The organism is Roseomonas sp. SRI_022, assembly GCF_057586215.1.
Genome location: NZ_JBYCZL010000002.1, coordinates 24,571 through 41,822, shown reverse-complemented (window position 1 = coordinate 41,822; position 17,252 = coordinate 24,571). Strand labels below are relative to the sequence as shown.

The following is a 17,252-nucleotide window of genomic DNA, read 5'->3' as shown; positions in this document are numbered from 1 at the left end:
TCCCTGAGTCCAACTGAGCCGAGTTTGGCACGGGCGTGCCGCCGGCGCAGCGGTGGCGGCGAGCCGAACGCCGACCCCTGGCCCGCCTGAACGGTCAAGGCTAGCCTCGAACCACGGAGGAATCACCATGACCGCGACGCTGCTGCCGACCTCACTCGTCGGCTCCTATCCGCAACCCGACTGGCTGATCGACCGGCAGCGTCTGAATGGGCGCCTTCCGCCACGCGTGCGTGTGCAGGAGCTGTGGCGCATCGCGCCGGAGAGGCTCGAACAGGCGCAGGACGACGCGACGCTGATCGCCATCCGCGCGCAAGAGAAGGCCGGGCTCGACATCATCACGGATGGGGAGATGCGGCGTGAATCCTATTCCAACCGCTTCGCGACCGCGCTCGACGGGGTGGATCTCGACAATCCCGGCACGGCGATGGACCGCACCGGCAAGCCCAACCCGGTGCCGCGCGTTACCGGCCGCATCCGCCGCCGCCACGCCGTGGAAGCGCGCGACGTGGCCTTTCTGCGCGCCAACACCGACCGGCTCGTGAAGATCACCGTGCCCGGCCCCTTCACCATGGCCCAGCAGGCGCAGAACGATTTCTACAAGGACGAGGCGGAGATGGCGCTCGACTACGCCGCCGCCGTGAACGAGGAGATCCGCGACCTCTTCGCCGCCGGCGCGGACATCGTGCAGATGGACGAACCCTATCTGCAGGCCCGCCCCGACAAGGCCCGGCAGTACGGCGTGGAAGCGGTGAACCGCGCGTTGGACGGCATCGAGGGCACCACGGCGCTGCATATCTGCTTCGGCTACGCCGCCCACGCGCATGACCGGCCGAATGGCTATTCCTTCCTACCTGAGCTGTGCCGCTGCAAGGTGCGCCAGATCTCGATCGAGACGGCGCAGTCGAACCTCGACACCTCCGTGCTGAAGGGACTGCCGGACCAGTCGATCATCCTCGGTGTCATCGACCTCAACGACCAGCGCGTCGAATCGGCCGAGACGGTCGCGGCGCGCATCCGCCGGGCGCTGCCGCATGTGAACCCACAGCGCGTCATCCTCGCCCCCGATTGCGGGATGAAGTACCTCTCGCGCGACGTCGCGGACGGGAAGATGCGCGCCATGGTGGACGGCGCTGCCATCGTGCGGCGCGAGCTGACCGGGGCCGCGTGATGCAGTCCTGCCTGCCGCCTCTCGACGTCGTGCCGCGGCCGTCCTGGCGCGCGCCGGCACTCGCTTGCGACTGCCACTTCCACATCTTCGGTCCCTATGACCGGTTTCCCCTCGATGCCGGCCGCCACTACGACCCCCAGGCAGCGCCGATCCCTCAGTATCTGCGCGTCGCGGGGGCGCTTGGCATCGAGCGCATGGTGATCGTGCAGCCTTCCGTCTACGGCACCGACAATCACCGCACGCTGGATGCGGCGGCGCAGTTCGGGCTGGACCGTGCGCGGGTGGTCGCGGTGGTCGATCCTGGGATCGACGACGCGGCGCTGCGCGCGCTGCATGATGGCGGCACGCGCGGCGTCCGCTTCAATGCGGTCAGTGGCAATGGCACGCCGCTCGAAGGGCTGGAGGCGCTGGCGCGGCGGATCGCGCCGCTCGGTTGGCACCTGCAGGTTTATGCGACGGGGGAACAGTTGCCGGACCTCGCACCGCGCCTCGCCGCGCTGCCGGTCGAGGTGGTGATCGACCACATGGGCGGCGTACGCACGTCCGATGGCGTCGATGCACCCGGCTTCCGGGCGCTTCTGCGGCTGCTGGGCAGCGGGCGCGCCTGGGTGAAGCTGTGCGGCTACCGCATCTCCTCGGCCGGGCCGCCCTTCGCCGATGTCGCGCCCTTCGCCAGCGCGCTGTTCGCCGCCGCGCCGGAACGCTGCCTGTGGGGTACCGACTGGCCGCATCCGTCCATGTCGGAATGGATGCCCGAGGACGGCGTGCTGTTCGACCTGCTCGGCGCCTGGGTGCCAGGCGAGGCGGATCGGCAGCGCGTGCTGGTGGAGAATCCGGCCCGGCTCTACGGGTTCTGACGTCGCTGACGAGGACGTGCGGAGCCAGCTCAGCGGCACCGCACGTTATCGGATCGATCCGGCCGCGCGACCGGGCTAGGATTGTGCCCTCGGCTCACCTCAGTCCTGGGACACGCACGCATGCGCTTTCTGGCATCCGCTCTTCTCGCGGTCGGGCTCGCGACCTCTGCCACGGCGCAGACGCCGCCCGCCGTCACCGTCGAGGGGCTTGATCGCGGCCTGACCAATCTCGGTCTGATGGCCGGCCATGCCATCCAATGCCTGCCGGAGGCCGAGAAGCCGGCGGCGCAGCGCGCCCTGCTCGCCTTCAACAGCATCCTGATCGCCGAGATGGGCGCGAATGCGGCCTTCCGCTTCGTTTCCGCCTATGGCGCGGGTTCCTCCCATGAGCCGGATCGGCAGTTCTGCGAGCGCAGCCTCGCCGATTGGCGCAAGCTCGTGCAGGACCATGGCCTCAACCGCTGACGCGAAGGATCGGACGATGCGGAAGCTCCTTCTTCTGACGGCAATGGCGGGGCTGGCGGTGCTGCCGGCCGGCGCCGCGCCGATCGACGCTGCCGGCGCGCTGCGTGATGCGCTGCGCGAGGCAGTCCCCGGTGCGAAACTGGTGTGGTGGCACGCCGGCGGCACCACCGCCTGGGGCAACCACTGGCATGCCGGCGGCACCGGCGCCTATGGCTACCATCCGACCTATGCTTATCACGGCTATGGCGGCGCCTATCACTACGGCAGCTACTATCGTCCGCCCGTGCCGGCACCCGTGCCGTATTACAACCCGGCTGGAACCTTCGCGGCCGGCGCCATCGTCGGGGGGGTTGCGGGCGCAGCCATGGGGGCGGCCGCGGCCTCCCGCCCGCCGGCGGCCGCCACCGTCTACAACTACGGCCAGCCGCCGACCGTGGTGAACAACTACTACAACAATTGAGAGCGCGGGCGCGCCGCCATGCCACGGGTGCAGGCCGCGATGGCGGCCCTGCCCTGTCATTTGCCGCCCGGCCAGGCCTGCTGGATCATGGCGTAGAGGAAGGCGGTGGACAGGCCGAACAGGATAACGCCGTTCAGCGCTTCCAACGCGCCCAGCATTTGCCAATGCGGCGCGAGATAGATCGGCGCGTGACCGAAAGTGGTCATCGCGCTGATCGAATAGAGCATGGCACGGTGAGCGTTCGGCATGGCCCCGGTAATGACGAAGGCGGCCGCCCAGAGGGCCGCCTGCAGCACATGCAGAAGCGTCACCAGCGAGACCGTCACGCTCATCATCAGGGCGAAATGCGTCACCTGGCCGCGGATCGACTGGTCGCGCCGCCGGTAGGCCCGATGGAAGGCCGCGCGGATCAACCCAAGGCCGAGCACATGCACCACGACCGTCAGCACGATGATGGGCGCGCCCACTGCCCAGGAATGCCCCCAGCCGACGATCCCGCTCACCGGATCGACCTCGTTCATGCTGGCGGCGCCCGGCCGGCTCAGGGCATCAGGGAGACCATCGCACTCCCGGACGGCACGCCGAGGGCGAGCCCCGCCGGCGCCGAGCGAAGTTCCATCAGCACCAGATTGTCATTGCCAAGGCGTAGCGCCGCGCCGAGGTCCGAGGCGACGCCGCCGACATCGCGATAGGTCCCGGCGAAATCCCCGGTGCGCTGCAGGCCAAAGACGCGCCCAGTCACCGTCGCCCGCGCGGGCGCACCGTCCTGCACGGACAGCCCACTGATGGTGAATCGGAAGGTCTGCGCGTTGGTGCTCAACACGCCCCGCGCTGTCGTCGAGCCACGCAGCAGCGTCAGCTGCACCGTCCCATCCACCGGCGTGCCCGGGGACAGGGTGAAGAGGCTCGGCGAGGGCACCGCGTCGGCGGGCGGCGGCGCTTGCGGCAGATCGCCGGCACAACCCGCGAGCACAAAAGGCGCGAGCAGGGTGAGGCGGCGGGGCATACGGCAGTGGGCGATCGTCATGGCGGCATCCTCGTTGCGGACAGGGGCGACGGAAGGGAATCGCTCCGGCGTCCCCCATCCGATCACGCGTCGCGGCAATCATGATCCGCGACGCAGATCGGCATCAGAGCCCGGCCCCTTCCCGAACGGGCCGGGCGATCCGGACCCGCAGTGGGACGCACCATCCGCCGGCGGTCAATGCGGTCATTGCGAGTCCGGCCGGGGGCGCATAGACCGGCATCGTATCCAGGCCAGGGCGGTCAGGGAGTGCGAGCAGTTGGACGGGTACGACACCCCCCCGCCGGTCCATGTGGCGTCCATCGACGACCCCGACCATCTGGCTGCGGCCCTGCGCGACGTGCAGGTCGAGTATCTGCGCCTCGCCCCCGCACCCTTTGCCGCAACACTCACGGCCATCGATCTCGGACCCATCCGCCTCCAGGTGGCGGCGGATCACGCACACATCAGCCGAGGCCAGGTCGCCAAGGACCAATCCGTGCTGCTGATCGGCATCGCGCTGCCGGAGGGACGCACGCAGGTGAACGGCACGGCGGTGCGTTCAACCGACATTTTCCACCTCGCGGCCGGCGCACCGGTCTTCGCGCGCGTTCTTGATCCGATCCGCTGGGGCGCACTCAGTTTCCACGGCGAGGTGCTGCAGGCCGCCGTCCCCGCGGCGACGTTACCCCGGGACGGGGAATTCCTGTTGCGCCGGGGTGGCATCGGGCACGCAGCCCTGTCGCGATTCCTGGCGGAGGCCTCGCTGCTCGCCGCGCGGGATCCCGCGCGGATGGGCGTGCCCGCCGTGCGGAAATCCATGGCCGAGGACGCCATGCGCTTCAGCCTGGCTGCGGTGGGCCATCCGGTGCATCGGGATGCGGCCCACCGCGCCGTGCAGCGCCGCGTCGCGCTGGTCACCCAGGCCGAGGAGGCGCTTGCCGCGCGGATGGGCACGCCGCTCTACTCGGACGACCTCGAACAGGCGCTCGGCGTGCCGATGCGCACGCTGCACAACGCCTTCGTCGCGGTGCACGGAATGTCCGTGCATCGCTATCTGCGGCTACGGCGGCTGCATCTGGCCCGCGCCGCCCTGCGCGCCAGCGGCGGCTCCATCTCCCATGTGAAGATCGCCGCGCTCAGCAACGGTTTCTGGCATCTGGGCCGGTTTGCCCGGGAATACCGGGACCTGTTCGGCGAGTTGCCCTCGGAGACGATGGCGCAAGGACACGCCACCCTTCTCAGCGGCACCCGATCCAGGGCATAAACGATGCAGGGAAACAGCGGCGCGGCCCGATCATGAAGCGGGAGTCGTGCAACTGCGCGTGCTGCTTGTCGACACCGATGCCACCCGCGCCTGCCAGGTGCAGGCCGGACTCGAAGCCGCCGGCTTCGTGGTGGTTGGCGTGTCATCCGACACCGCCGACCTGATCGGGCTCGTCCGCGAATCCCAGGCCGACATCATCGTCTGCGACCTCGATGACCCCTCGCGCGACGCGCTTGAGAGCATGCGCGTGCTGAACCGTGACGAACCCCGTCCCGTGGTGGTTTTCGCCAGCCGTGGCGATGCGGACCAGATCGAGGCGGCGCTCGAGGCCGGCGTCGCCGCCTATGTAGTGGAAGGCCTGGCCCCCGCCCGAGTCCGGCCGGTGCTGGAGGTCGCGATCCGCCGGTTCCGCGCCTTCCAGGCGTTGCGCGCGGAGCGCGACGAGGCGCGAGCCACCTTGGCCGAGCGGACGGTGATCGAACGCGCCAAGGGCATCCTGATGCAGCGCCGACGGCTCTCTGAGCCCGAGGCCTATAAGCTGATGCGGCGCTGGTCGATGGATCGCGGGCTCAAAATGGTGGCAATCGCGGAGCAGATACTGACGGAAAATTAGCCATATTGGCTAATCTTCGTCCATATCATGTCTTGCGCGCCTGATTTGCCCACATTTCGATCGAATTTTCCCTTCCGCTGCCGCGCCACCCTGGGGCAAGAATTGTGTGCGCTGCACCATGCGGCGCGTCACCGGCCGCAACGGCGTGGTCGGCGTGACCCTACTGCGATCGACCTGGTGGTCCAACGGCGGGCTGCCCTTGCGGGATGAACGACATCCCGTCCGGAGCAGCGTCACGTGGATCGTCCGGCATCGCGCCCCCTGCGCATCGGCTTCGTCCCGCTGACTGATGCAGCGCCGCTGGTGGTCGCGGATGCTTTGGGTCTTTTCCCCCGCCACGGCGTGCGGGTGGTGCTCTCCGCCGAGGCCGGCTGGGCGGCGCTACGTGACAAGCTCGCCTTCGGCACACTGGACGCTGCGCAGTTGCTCGGGCCACTGGCGATTGCGCTCGCCACCGGCGCGGGCGGATTGCGGCGGCGGCTGACGGTCACCTCCGGCCTCGCGCGCAACGGCAACACCTTCATCCTCTCCCCAGCCCTGGCCGCGGCGATCGGCCCGTTCGACGCGCCGCTCGACCCGCGCCGCCTTGCCGATGCGCTGCACGCCCGCGCCGAGGAAGGCCTGCCGCCGCCGACCATCGCCGTCGTCTTCCCCTTCTCCTCGCACAACTACCTGCTGCGCCACTGGTTGGCCGCCGGGGGGCTCGACCCCGATCATGATGTGCGCCTGGTCGTGGTGCCGCCGCCGCGCATGGCGCGCGCCCTGGCCGATGGTGCGATCGAAGGCTTCTGCGTCGGCGAGCCGTGGGGCAGCCACGCCGTGGCGACCGGCGCGGGCCGCTTCGTGCTCGCCACAGCCGATATCTGGCGCGACCATCCGGAAAAGGTCTTCGCCTTTGGCGATGGCGTCGCCGAACGCGACGAGGAGACCGCCCTTGCGGTCACCGCCGCGGTGATCGAGGCCGCGATCTGGCTCGACGACCCGGCCAATCGCGATGCCGCCGCGCGCATCCTGCAGGAACGCGCCTTTCCTGAACTTCCGCGATCGACCATCGCCGCCGCGCTGGAGGGGCGCATCGCCACGCCGCCGGGCGAGGCGCCGCGCGTGATCGCTGCTCCGATCCGCTTCCGCGCTGCCTCCTGCCCGAGCCGGGAGGAAGCCAGTGCCTGGCTCGCGGCGATGCGCCGCTGGGGCCACGCCGCGGCCGATGACACCGAGGCGCTCGCGCCCTGGCGGCCCGACCTGTGGGAACGCGCCGCCTCGCGGGTCTCCCCGAGGCCCGGAATCGGCCAGGCCGCGCCCTCCCCTCTTCTCCCCATGATGCTGGAGTCCGACGCATGAGCCAGACCCCGATCCGCCGCCGCGCGGCCCTTGCCGGCACCGCCGCGCTGCTTGCCGCCGCAAGGGCTGCCCTGCCCCGCGGTGCCTTCGCGCAAGCGTCCACCACCCCGGAGGTGCGCAAGGCGACGCTCGGCTACATCGCACTGACCGATGCCGCGCCACTGATCGTGGCCAAAGAGAAGGGCTTCTACGCCAAGCACGGCATGCCGGATGTCGAGGTGGCGAAGCAGGCCTCCTGGGGCGCGACGCGCGACAACCTGGTGCTGGGCGGCGAGCGCGGCGGCATCGACGGCGCGCACATCCTCACGCCCATGCCCTACCTGATGCACACCGGTCGCGTGACGCAGAACAGCCAGCCGGTGCCGATGGCGATCCTCGCGCGGCTGAATACCAACGGCCAGGCCATCTCGGTGGCGAAGAAGCACCAGCCGCTCGGCACGCGGCTCGATGCGTCCGTGCTGCGACCGGCGCTGAATGGCGAGAGCAAATTCGCCATGACCTTTCGCGGCGGCACCCACGATCTGTGGATCCGCTATTGGCTTGCGGCAGGCGGCATCGACCCGGACAAGGACGTGCAGACCATCGTCGTGCCGCCGCCGCAGATGGTCGCCAACATGCGCGTCGGCACGATGGACGCCTTCTGCGTCGGTGAGCCGTGGAACGCGCAGCTGGTGAACCAGAACCTCGGCTACACCGCGCTGGTGACCGGCGAGTTGTGGCAGGATCACCCGGAGAAGTCCTTCGCGCTGCGCGGCGCCTTCGTCCAGCAGCACCCGCGTGCCGCCGAGGCACTGACGGCCGCCGTGATCGAGGCGGCGCGCTGGTGCGACACCCCGGCCAACCACGCCGAGCTGGCGCAGATTCTCGGCCGCCGCGCCTGGTTCAACGTACCACCCGGCGATATCCAGGGCCGCACGCAGGGCGTCATCAACTACGGCGACGGGCGCGAGGTGACCAACCCGAACCTCGCCATGAAGTACTGGCGCGACCACGCCTCCTACCCGTTCCGGTCGCATGATCTGTGGTTCCTGACCGAGGACATCCGCTGGGGCGTACTGGCGGAGGACACCGACACCACGAAGCTGATCGGCGAGGTGAACCGCGAGGACATCTGGCGCGCGGCGGCCGCGCGCGCCGGCGTGCCGAATGCCGAGACGCCCACCGGCACCTCCCGCGGGCGCGAGACCTTCTTCGATGGCAAGGTCTTCGACCCGGAAAACCCGCGCGCCTATCTCGACAGCCTCGCGATCAAGAAGCTCGGCGCGGGGGCGGCGTGATGAACGCCATCACACCCCCTGTTGCGGCGGAGGCCGCGGGCACGTCGACCGCGTCGGCCCCGCCACGCCGCGGGCCGACGTTGACGGACCGGATGCGCCCGCATGTCCAGCACACACTGGCCGTCATCATTCCGCCCATCCTGCTTCTGGCGGGCCTCGCCGCCGTATGGGAATGGGCCGCGGGCGGACCTGCCGCGACGCTGCCGCCACCTTCGCGCGTCTGGGCGGATGCGAAGGAGCTGATCCTCAACCCGTTCTACGACCGCGGCGGGCTCGACAAGGGCCTCGGCTTGCATTTGTTCGCGAGCCTGCAGCGCGTTGCCGTGGGCTTCACGCTCTCGGCCGTGGTGGGGGTGGCGCTGGGGATGCTGGTGGGATCGTCGCGCTTCGCGATGCGCGCGCTGGACCCGCTGTTCCAGGTGCTGCGCACCGTGCCGCCGCTCGCCTGGCTGCCGCTGTCGCTTGCGGCCTTTCGCGAGGCCCAGCCCTCGGCGATCTTCGTCATCTTCATCACCGCGGTCTGGCCGATCATCATCAACACCGCGGTCGGCGTGCGCAACGTGCCGCAGGACTACCGCAACGTCGCGCGCGTCATCCGGCTGTCGCCGTTCGACTGGTTCCTGCGGATCGTCGTCCCCGCTGCCGCGCCCTACATCTTCACCGGCCTGCGCATCGGCGTGGGCCTGTCCTGGCTCGCCATTATCGCCGCCGAGATGTTGATCGGCGGCGTGGGTATCGGCTTCTTCGTCTGGGATGCGTGGAACTCCTCCAACCTCTCCGACATCATCGTGGCGCTGGTCTATATCGGGGTCGTCGGCTTCCTCCTCGACCGCGTGATGGCGCTGATCGGCCGCGCGGTGACCCGCGGCACCTCCGCGCAGTGAAGGGGCCGGCCATGGAACGCACATTCCTCGACATCTCCCGCGTCGTCGTCCGCTTCGGCACCGGTACGGTGCCCGTGCTGAACGGCGTCGACCTCAAGGTGAAGCAGGGCGAGTACGTCGCCGTGATCGGCCACTCGGGTTGCGGCAAGTCGACGCTGCTCAACGTGGTCGCAGGGCTGCTGCCGGCAACGCTCGGCGGCGTGGTGCTGGAAGGCACCGAGGTCAACGAGCCCGGACCCGACCGCGCCGTGGTCTTCCAGAACCACTCCCTGCTGCCCTGGTTGACCGTCTACGAGAATGTCCGCCTCGCCGTGGACCGCACCGTGGGCCGGTCCATGTCGCGCGCCGAGCGCGACGCGTGGACCCACGAGAACCTCGCCCTAGTGCGCATGGACGCGCATGCGCAGAAGCGGCCGCATGAAATATCGGGCGGCATGAAGCAGCGCGTCGGCATCGCCCGTGCGTTGGCGATGCGCCCCAAGGTGCTGCTGCTGGATGAGCCCTTCGGTGCGCTCGACGCCCTGACACGGGCGCATCTGCAGGACCAGGTGATGGATATCCATGCCCGGCTCGGCACCACCGTCATGATGATCACCCATGACGTGGACGAGGCCGTGCTGCTGTCCGACCGCATCGTTATGATGACGAACGGGCCAAACGCGACGATCGGCGAGATCCTGGACGTCGATCTGCCACGCCCGCGCGACCGCCTCGCGCTGGCATCCGACCCGCGTTTCCTCTCGGCGCGGGAAGCGGTGCTGCGCTTCCTGCATGAGCGCCACGCCTTGCCGGCGGCCGCCTGACCATGCGCGTGCTGGTGATCGGCGCCGGGCCGGCCGGAGCGCGCTGCGCGGAACGCGCGGCGGAAGCGGGGTTGGCGGTGACGCTGTGCGGCACCGAGGCCGCACTGCCCTACGATCGCGTCGCCCTCGGCCGCGTGCTGTCGGGTGACGCCGACGCGCCCGTGCTGATCACCCACGATGCCGCGCGGCTGCGCACGCTCGGCATCACCTTCCGCCCATCGACACGCATCACGACCCTGGATGCCCCGGCGGGTCGTGCCACCACGGCGCGCGGCGAGGTCATCGCCTTCGACCGCGCGGTAATCGCGACAGGGTCCGAGGCGGTGCGCCTGCCCTTGCCTGGAGCGGATCTGCCGGGCGTGCATCTGTATCGCAGCATGGCGGATGTGCTGACGATGCGGCGATCCGTCACCACTGGCACGCGCGTCGCAGTCATCGGCGGCGGATTGCTGGGGCTCGAGGCCGCGGCGTCGGTGTCCCAGCGCGGGGGGCGCGTCACGGTCGTCCATGCCGTGGGCTGGCCGATGGAACGCCAACTCGATCCGGCCGCCGGCGCTTTGCTCGCGCGCCAGCTCGGTGCGACACGCCGCTTAGCCTTCGCCATGCCGGCGAAGACCGAGGCGATCGAAGGCGAGAACCAGGTTCGCGCCCTGCGCCTGGCCGATGGCAGTCGCATCCCCTGCGAGATGGTGGTGATGGCAGTCGGCGTGCGGCCCTCGGTGGCGTTGGCGCGCGAGGCGGGCCTCGATGTGTCGCGCGGCATCGTGGTGGATGACGCGATGCGGACGAGCGTGGCGGGCCTGCTCGCCATCGGCGAGTGTGCCGAACATCGCGGCACGGTCTGCGGCCTGGTCGCGCCGGCGCTCGCCATGGCCGAGACGGCAGCCGCGACGTTGCGTGGGGAGGCCGCGATCTATGCCCCGCGCCCCGACCCGACCGCGCTGAAGGTGTCCGGCATCGATGTCTGGTCGGCCGGCGAGATCGAGCCTGCCGACGCCGAGGCGATCACCCTGTCAGACGATGCGATCGGTCGGTATCGCAGGCTCTGGCTGCGCGGCGGGAGGCTCATCGGCGCGGTGCTCTATGGCGATACCGCCGATGCGCCCTTCTACCTTTCCCTGATGGCCGAGGGCCGCAACGTCGCGCCGATGCGCGACCTGCTGCCCTTCGGCCCGGCCTTCCAGGACGCTGCGTGATGAACGACTCCCCCTTCAATCCGGAGCAGCAGGAATACCTCAAGGGCTTCATGGCCGGTGTCGAGGCGCGGCGAGGGTCCCTGCTGCCCGCCGGCGAAGGCGGCGGCCCGCCCGATGCCTTGCGCGCCGCGCAGGATGCGACCATCGCGCGCGGCGGCAAGTTGGTGCTGCAGGAGGAAGCGAAGCGCGAGAAGCATCCGCTCGATCGTTGGGACGAACTGACAGCGCGAGCAGACGGTGGGAAGTTTCCGAAGCCGATTGACGATTTCATCGGCCGCTATCATGGGTTGTTCTTCGTCGGCCCCGCGCAGGATGCCTTCATGTGCCGGCTGCGTATCCCGGGCGGCATCCTTGCGGCGCATCAGTTGGATGCCATCGCCGGCATCGCGGCGGATTGCGCCGGCGGCTATGCCGATGTGACGACCCGCGCCAATCTCCAGTTCCGCGAGATCCCGGCATCGAAGGGGCCGGAGGTGGTGATGCGCCTCGGCGATATCGGGCTGCTGCCGCGCGGCACCGGCGCCGACAACATCCGCAACATCACGGCGAGCCCGACGGCCGGGATCGACGCGGCCGAGCTGATCGACACGCGCCCCACCGTCCGCGCGCTGCACCATCACATCCTGCATACCCGCGACCTGTTCGCCCTGCCGCGCAAGTTCAATATCTCGGTTGCCGGCGGCGGCGCCGTGGAGGTGCTGCAGGAGACCAACGACATCGCGCTGTCCGCCGTCGCGACGGATGCGGGGTTGCGCTTCCGCCTGACCCTCGGCGGCATCACCGGGCATCGCGACTTCGCGCGCGGCACAGGCGTCGTGGTGACGGAAGCCGAGATCATCCCGGTCTGCGACGCCATCCTCCGTGTCTTCATCGCCGAGGGCGACCGCACCAACCGGGCCAAGGCACGGCTGAAATATGTGCTGGACCGACTGGGCATCGACGCCTTCCTCGCCCTGGTCGAGCAGCGCCTCGGCCGTGCGCTGGAACGGATGGACGAGACCGCCATCCACCCGTCTGCGCCGCCCGCCAAGCACGGCCATGTCGGCGTGCATGCGCAGAAGCAGGACGGGTTGTCCTATATCGGCGTGGTCACGCCACTCGGGCGACTGACGGTCGCGCAGCTGCGCGGCCTTGCCGAGGTCGCGCGGCGCTTCGGATCCGGCACCATCCGCCTGACCGTCTGGCAGAACCTGTTGATCAGCGACGTGCCGGCCGACCGGCTGGACGGTGCGCTGGCAGGCCTCGCTGCGCTTGGCCTGACGCATGGGGCAAGCGCGATCCGCGGCGGCCTCGTGGCCTGCACCGGCAATGCCGGCTGCAAGTTCGCCGCCAGCAACACCAAGCGTCATGCGGCGGAACTGGCGGAGTACCTGGAACAGCGCCTGACCATCGACCAGCCGATCAACATCCACCTGACCGGCTGCCACCATTCCTGCGCGCAGCACTACATCGCCGATATCGGGCTGCTCGGCGCGAAGGTCGAACGTGGCGAGGACCTCATCGAGGGCTACGACCTGCATGTCGGCGGCGGCGCCGGTCCGGAACAAAAGATTGGCCGTCTGATCCGCCCGAAGGTCGCGCATGACGAGCTCGGCCCGGTCGTGCTCGGCCTGCTGCAGGCTTGGCTCACGCAGCGCGTGGCGGGCGAGACCTTCCACCTGTTCTGCGCCAGGCAGGACGACGCGGCGCTGACCGCACTCGCCGATGCGCGCGTCGAGGAAGCGGCATGAACGCGATCATCCCCACGGCTTTTCCCGGCCCCGCGCCGGTTCCGCTCATCCCGGACAGCGCGCCCTTCACGGCGGCCCAGCGCTCCTGGCTGAACGGATTCCTCGCGGGGCTGTACGGCGGCGCGGCTGAAGGGGCGACCAACGCCTCCGCCGCGCCGCCGGCACCGGCGGAGGAGTTCCCCTGGCACGATCCGTCGCTCGAACTCGACGAACGGCTGGCGCTCGCCCAAGGCCGCCCGCTGAACCGACGGCTGATGGCAGCGATGGCACAGCTCGATTGCGGACAGTGCGGCTACCTCTGCCAGACCTATTCCGAGGCGCTGGCCTCCGGCGCCGAGACCTCGACCGCGCTCTGCGTGCCGGGCGCCAAGGCGACGCAGAAGGCGCTGAAGGCGATGCTCGCCGAGGCGCCGGTCGTCGCCGCGACGCCTGCTTCCGCAGCCGTCGTCAAACCGAAGGGCGTGCCGGTGCCGGTGCTCGCCGCTACCCGCCTGACGGGTGCGGGGTCGGAGAAGGATGTTCGGCATGTCGTGATCGACCTCGCGGGCAGCGGGTTGCGTTACGAACCGGGCGACAGCCTGTCGCTGGCCTGCCCGAACGACCCAGGGTTGGTGGATGCGGTGATCGCCGCGCTGCATGTCGAGCCCGCCATGCCGGTCCGCGCCGGCGGCGCGGAGACCACGCTGCGCGAGGCGCTGACCGCGGTGCTGGACATAGCGCGTCCTCTCGACCGCACGCTCGACCTTCTGGCGGGTGCGGCGACGCATGGCCCGCACGCAACGGCTCTGCACGCCCTGGCGGATGGCGATGATGGTGCCGAGCCGGCCGATGCCGACCTGCTCGACCTGCTGACCGCCTTCCCCTCGGCGCGGCCGCCGCTGCAGGCGCTGCTCGACAGCCTGCCGAGCCTCAAGCCGCGGCTCTATTCCATCGCATCCTCGCAGGCGGCGGTCGGTGAGCGCGTGGAACTCTGCGTCGGCGTGGTGCGAGACGCGCGACGCGGGCGCGCGCGGGACGGCGTGGCCTCCTGCCACCTCGCCCATCGCGCCACGCCGGATGCGCCATTGCACGCCGAGATCCAGGTCAGTCATTTCCGCCTGCCCGCCGACGCGACCACACCGATCATCATGGTCGGCCCTGGCACCGGCATCGCGCCCTTCCGCGCCTTCCTGCAGCATCGTACGGCGCGCGGCGACAAGGGTCGGTCCTGGCTGTTCTTCGGCGATCGCCGGCACGCCACCGACTTCCTCTTCGAAGGCGAGATCGAGGCCTGGCGGAAGGCCGGCACGCTGTCCCGCCTGTCACTGGCCTGGAGCCGCGATGGCGCGCGCAAGGACTACGTCCAGCACCGCATGGCGGAAGACGCCGCCGATCTGTGGCGCTGGCTGCAGGATGGCGCGCATTTCTACGTCTGCGGCGATGCCTCCCGCATGGCGAAGGATGTCGATGCGGCGCTGCGCGGCGTCGCGCAATCGGAAGGCGGCATGAGTGCCGACCAGGCGCGCGACTGGATCGTCGCCCTGGCGCGCCAGGGCCGCTACCAGCGGGATGTCTACTGATGGATGGCAGCCTCGCCGCCCGGACGGTGCGCAGCACCTGCCCCTATTGCGGCGTGGGCTGCGGCGTGCGCGCCACGCCGGATGGGCGCGGCGGCGCGGCGATCGAGGGCGACACCGACCATCCGGCCAATCGCGGTCGCCTGTGCAGCAAGGGGGCGGCGCTCGGCGAGACGCTGTCGCTGACCGACCGGCTGCTGCATCCGGAAGTGGGCGGCAAGCGTGCGTCCTGGGATGCGGCGCTGGATGCCGTGGCGGAAGGCTTCAGCCGGGCGCTTGAACGCCTCGGGCCCGATGGCGTCGCGCTTTACGTCTCCGGCCAGTTGCTGACCGAGGACTATTACGCGGCGAACAAGTTCGCCAAGGGCGTGCTCGGCACCGGCAACATCGACAGCAATTCGCGCCTGTGCATGGCAAGCGCGGTCGCCGCGCATCGCCGTGCCTTCGGCGAGGACGTGGTGCCCGGCGTCTATGACGATCTGGAGCAGGCGGATCTGCTGGTCCTCGTCGGTTCCAACCTCGCCTGGTGCCATCCGGTGCTGTTCCAGCGCGTGATGGCGGCCAAGGAGACGCGGCCGGCGATGCGCATCGTCGTCATCGATCCGCGCCGCACGGCGAGTTGCGAAGGGGCCGACCTGCACCTGCCCATCGCGCCCGGCGGCGATGTCGCGCTTTTCGCCGCGCTGCTGGCGCATCTCGACGAGCGCCGCCTCGGCGACGCGGCCTTCCTCACGCACCATGTCGAAGGCATAGAGGCAACACTCGCCACCGCCCGCGCCATCGCCGCGGAGGCGCCCGCGCTGACCGGCCTGCCGGCCGAGGACATCGTCCGCTTCTGCACCGTGTGGTCGCAGACACCACGCGTCGTCACGCTCTGGAGCCAAGGCGTCAATCAGTCGAGCGCCGGTACCGACAAGGCCAACGCCATCATCAACGCCCATCTGTTCACCGGGCGGATCGGCCTGCCGGGCATGGGCCCCTTCAGCGTCACCGGCCAGCCCAATGCGATGGGTGGGCGGGAGACCGGCGCACTCGCGAACGTGTTGGCCGGGCATCTCGACTGGGAAAGGCCCGGCGAGCACGCGGCACTCGCCGCCTTCTGGGACATGCCACGCCTTGCCTCGAAGCCTGGGCTGAAGGCCGTCGAGATGTTCCGCGCGCTCGGCGCCGGCGAGATCGGTGCGCTGTGGGTGATGGCGACCAACCCCGCCGTCTCCCTGCCCGAGGGCGATGCGGTGCGCGGTGCGCTGGCCGGCTCGCCCTTCCTCGTGGTTTCCGAGGTCACGCAGCGTTCGGACACCGCGGCTTTCGCACAGGTGCGGCTGCCGGCACTGGCCTGGGGCGAGAAGGACGGCACTGTCACCAACAGCGAACGCGTCATCAGCCGGCAGCGCGCCTTCCTGCCATGGCCCGGCGAGGCGAAGCCCGATTGGTGGGCGGTCGCGCAAGTGGCGAAGCGCCTCGGTCATGCGAACGCCTTTGCCTGGACTGGCCCCGCGGCGATCTTCCGTGAGCATGCCGCGGTCACGGGCCTTGCCCGGCCGGCGCGGCGCGCGTTCGATATCTCGGGGCTCGCCGGGACAGCGGATGCTGACTACGCCGTCATGCAGCCGACGCGCTGGCCCGTCCCCGCGCAAGGCCCGGGCGCCGAGCGCTACTTCGCCGCCGGCGGCTTTCCCGCCGACCGTGCGCGCCTGGTGCCAACCCCATTTCGGGCACCGATCGCGCAGCCCGATGCCGACTTTCCGCTGCGCCTGCTGACCGGCCGGCTGCGCGACCAGTGGCACATGATGACGCGCACCGGCAGCGTGCCTCGGCTGATGGCCCATGCACCGGAGCCGGTGATGGCGCTGCATCCGGATGACCTGCCGGACCTCACCGAGGGCGCCCTGGTCCGGGCGGAAACGCCCGCCGGCGCCGCCGTGCTGCGCCTTGCGCGCGATAGCGGACAGCGTCGCGGCACGGCCTTCGCGCCCATGCACTGGACGGCGCAATTCGCCCCCGCCGCGCGCATCAATGCGGCGCTAATTGCCGCGACGGATCCGATCAGCGGACAGCCCGAACTCAAGCACACGCCGCTGCGCGTGCTTCCCTATGCGGCGGCGTGGCACGGCTTCCTGCTCGCGCCCCAACGCTGCGAGCCCGACATCGCCACATGGTGCGCTACCGCGCCGATCGAAGGGGGGGCCTGGCGTCATGAACTCGCCGGGCAGGAAGCCCCAGCCGAGGCATTCGCCCGGCTACGTGCCCTGCTGCCCGCCGAGGATTGGGCCGTGCTGGAGGACCCGGTCGCAAACGTGTTCCGCGCCGCGGCGCTGGCGGGAGGCGTGCTGACGGGCTTTGTCGCGGTCGCCCCCGCCGCCCTGTTGCCGCCGCGCGATTGGCTGGCGGCGCTGATGACCTCCGGGCTGCTTGCCCCGGCCGACCGCGCCGCGCTGCTGGTCGGCCGCCGCGCCGACGGGCCGCCGCCCTCGCCCATGGTTTGTGCATGCCATGGCGTCACCGCCTCGACCATTGCCGGCTGTGGCGCGGCGGATGTCGCCGGGGTGGGCGTGGCGACGCGCGCCGGCACCGGCTGCGGGTCCTGCAAGCCCGAGATCGCGTCGCTGCTGGCACGGGAGATCGTCTGACC

At 70.3% G+C, this 17,252-nt stretch carries 16 protein-coding genes; 14 read left to right on the top strand and 2 right to left on the bottom strand.

Annotated elements, in window-relative coordinates; translation table 11 throughout:
• The first annotated feature begins 127 nt into the window (after positions 1 to 127).
• The 4 genes from AC2YHJ_RS01950 to AC2YHJ_RS01935 all read left to right on the top strand — a co-directional run bounded on the left by AC2YHJ_RS01950 (position 128) and on the right by AC2YHJ_RS01935 (position 2,950).
• Positions 128 to 1,168: a 5-methyltetrahydropteroyltriglutamate--homocysteine methyltransferase gene (locus AC2YHJ_RS01950; protein WP_487393621.1), complete on the top strand. Its 1,041-nt coding sequence runs from the start codon at positions 128 to 130 to the stop codon at positions 1,166 to 1,168.
• Positions 1,168 to 2,025 carry an amidohydrolase family protein gene (locus AC2YHJ_RS01945; protein WP_487393899.1) on the top strand — a complete coding sequence of 286 codons (858 nt, stop codon included), beginning with the start codon at positions 1,168 to 1,170 and terminating at the stop codon, positions 2,023 to 2,025. Before AC2YHJ_RS01950 ends, AC2YHJ_RS01945 begins: the two co-directional genes overlap by 1 nt.
• Before the next feature lie 120 nt (positions 2,026 to 2,145).
• Positions 2,146 to 2,490, top strand: coding sequence for a hypothetical protein (locus AC2YHJ_RS01940; RefSeq protein ID WP_487393620.1), 345 nt, complete (start codon positions 2,146 to 2,148; stop codon positions 2,488 to 2,490).
• A 16-nt stretch (positions 2,491 to 2,506) separates the two neighbouring features.
• On the top strand, positions 2,507 to 2,950 hold the full coding sequence (locus AC2YHJ_RS01935) for a hypothetical protein (RefSeq protein ID WP_487393619.1): 444 nt from the start codon (positions 2,507 to 2,509) through the stop codon (positions 2,948 to 2,950).
• A 56-nt stretch (positions 2,951 to 3,006) separates the two neighbouring features.
• Here the strand turns inward: AC2YHJ_RS01935 and AC2YHJ_RS01930 are convergent, their stop codons facing one another.
• Positions 3,007 to 3,471, bottom strand: a complete 465-nt coding sequence (locus AC2YHJ_RS01930; protein WP_487393618.1) for a hypothetical protein — start codon at positions 3,469 to 3,471, stop codon at positions 3,007 to 3,009.
• Positions 3,472 to 3,491: 20 nt separating this feature from the next.
• Entirely contained in the window at positions 3,492 to 3,977 is a 486-nt protein-coding gene (locus tag AC2YHJ_RS01925) for a hypothetical protein (RefSeq protein ID WP_487393617.1), read from the bottom strand.
• On the opposite strand from AC2YHJ_RS01925, the gene AC2YHJ_RS01920 reads away from it, so the two are divergent.
• The 10 genes from AC2YHJ_RS01920 to AC2YHJ_RS01875 all read left to right on the top strand — a co-directional run bounded on the left by AC2YHJ_RS01920 (position 3,976) and on the right by AC2YHJ_RS01875 (position 17,250).
• Positions 3,976 to 5,220, top strand: a complete 1,245-nt coding sequence (locus AC2YHJ_RS01920; RefSeq protein ID WP_487393616.1) for a helix-turn-helix domain-containing protein — start codon at positions 3,976 to 3,978, stop codon at positions 5,218 to 5,220. The two genes, AC2YHJ_RS01925 and AC2YHJ_RS01920, sit on opposite strands and share 2 nt — an antisense overlap.
• Positions 5,221 to 5,266: 46 nt before the next feature.
• The gene (locus AC2YHJ_RS01915; RefSeq protein ID WP_487393615.1) at positions 5,267 to 5,833 is read left to right on the top strand and encodes an ANTAR domain-containing response regulator; all 567 of its coding nucleotides are present in this window, start codon (positions 5,267 to 5,269) and stop codon (positions 5,831 to 5,833) included.
• A gap of 237 nt (positions 5,834 to 6,070) precedes the next feature.
• Positions 6,071 to 7,174 carry a CmpA/NrtA family ABC transporter substrate-binding protein gene (locus AC2YHJ_RS01910; protein WP_487393614.1) on the top strand — a complete coding sequence of 368 codons (1,104 nt, stop codon included), beginning with the start codon at positions 6,071 to 6,073 and terminating at the stop codon, positions 7,172 to 7,174.
• The gene (locus AC2YHJ_RS01905) at positions 7,171 to 8,451 is read left to right on the top strand and encodes a CmpA/NrtA family ABC transporter substrate-binding protein (RefSeq protein WP_487393613.1); all 1,281 of its coding nucleotides are present in this window, start codon (positions 7,171 to 7,173) and stop codon (positions 8,449 to 8,451) included. The genes AC2YHJ_RS01910 and AC2YHJ_RS01905 overlap by 4 nt, the downstream gene beginning before the upstream one ends.
• Before the next feature lie 92 nt (positions 8,452 to 8,543).
• The gene (gene ntrB, locus AC2YHJ_RS01900; protein WP_487393612.1) at positions 8,544 to 9,335 is read left to right on the top strand and encodes a nitrate ABC transporter permease; all 792 of its coding nucleotides are present in this window, start codon (positions 8,544 to 8,546) and stop codon (positions 9,333 to 9,335) included.
• A gap of 11 nt (positions 9,336 to 9,346) precedes the next feature.
• A complete protein-coding gene (locus tag AC2YHJ_RS01895) occupies positions 9,347 to 10,138 on the top strand; it encodes an ABC transporter ATP-binding protein (RefSeq protein ID WP_487393611.1) in 792 nt (263 codons plus the stop codon).
• A gap of 2 nt (positions 10,139 to 10,140) precedes the next feature.
• The gene (locus tag AC2YHJ_RS01890) at positions 10,141 to 11,334 is read left to right on the top strand and encodes an NAD(P)/FAD-dependent oxidoreductase (RefSeq protein WP_487393610.1); all 1,194 of its coding nucleotides are present in this window, start codon (positions 10,141 to 10,143) and stop codon (positions 11,332 to 11,334) included.
• On the top strand, positions 11,334 to 13,064 hold the full coding sequence (locus AC2YHJ_RS01885) for a NirA family protein (protein WP_487393609.1): 1,731 nt from the start codon (positions 11,334 to 11,336) through the stop codon (positions 13,062 to 13,064). The genes AC2YHJ_RS01890 and AC2YHJ_RS01885 overlap by 1 nt, the downstream gene beginning before the upstream one ends.
• On the top strand, positions 13,061 to 14,623 hold the full coding sequence (locus tag AC2YHJ_RS01880) for a sulfite reductase subunit alpha (RefSeq protein ID WP_487393608.1): 1,563 nt from the start codon (positions 13,061 to 13,063) through the stop codon (positions 14,621 to 14,623). Before AC2YHJ_RS01885 ends, AC2YHJ_RS01880 begins: the two co-directional genes overlap by 4 nt.
• A complete protein-coding gene (locus AC2YHJ_RS01875; protein WP_487393607.1) occupies positions 14,623 to 17,250 on the top strand; it encodes a nitrate reductase in 2,628 nt (875 codons plus the stop codon). The genes AC2YHJ_RS01880 and AC2YHJ_RS01875 overlap by 1 nt, the downstream gene beginning before the upstream one ends.
• The last annotated feature ends 2 nt before the right edge of the window (positions 17,251 to 17,252 follow it).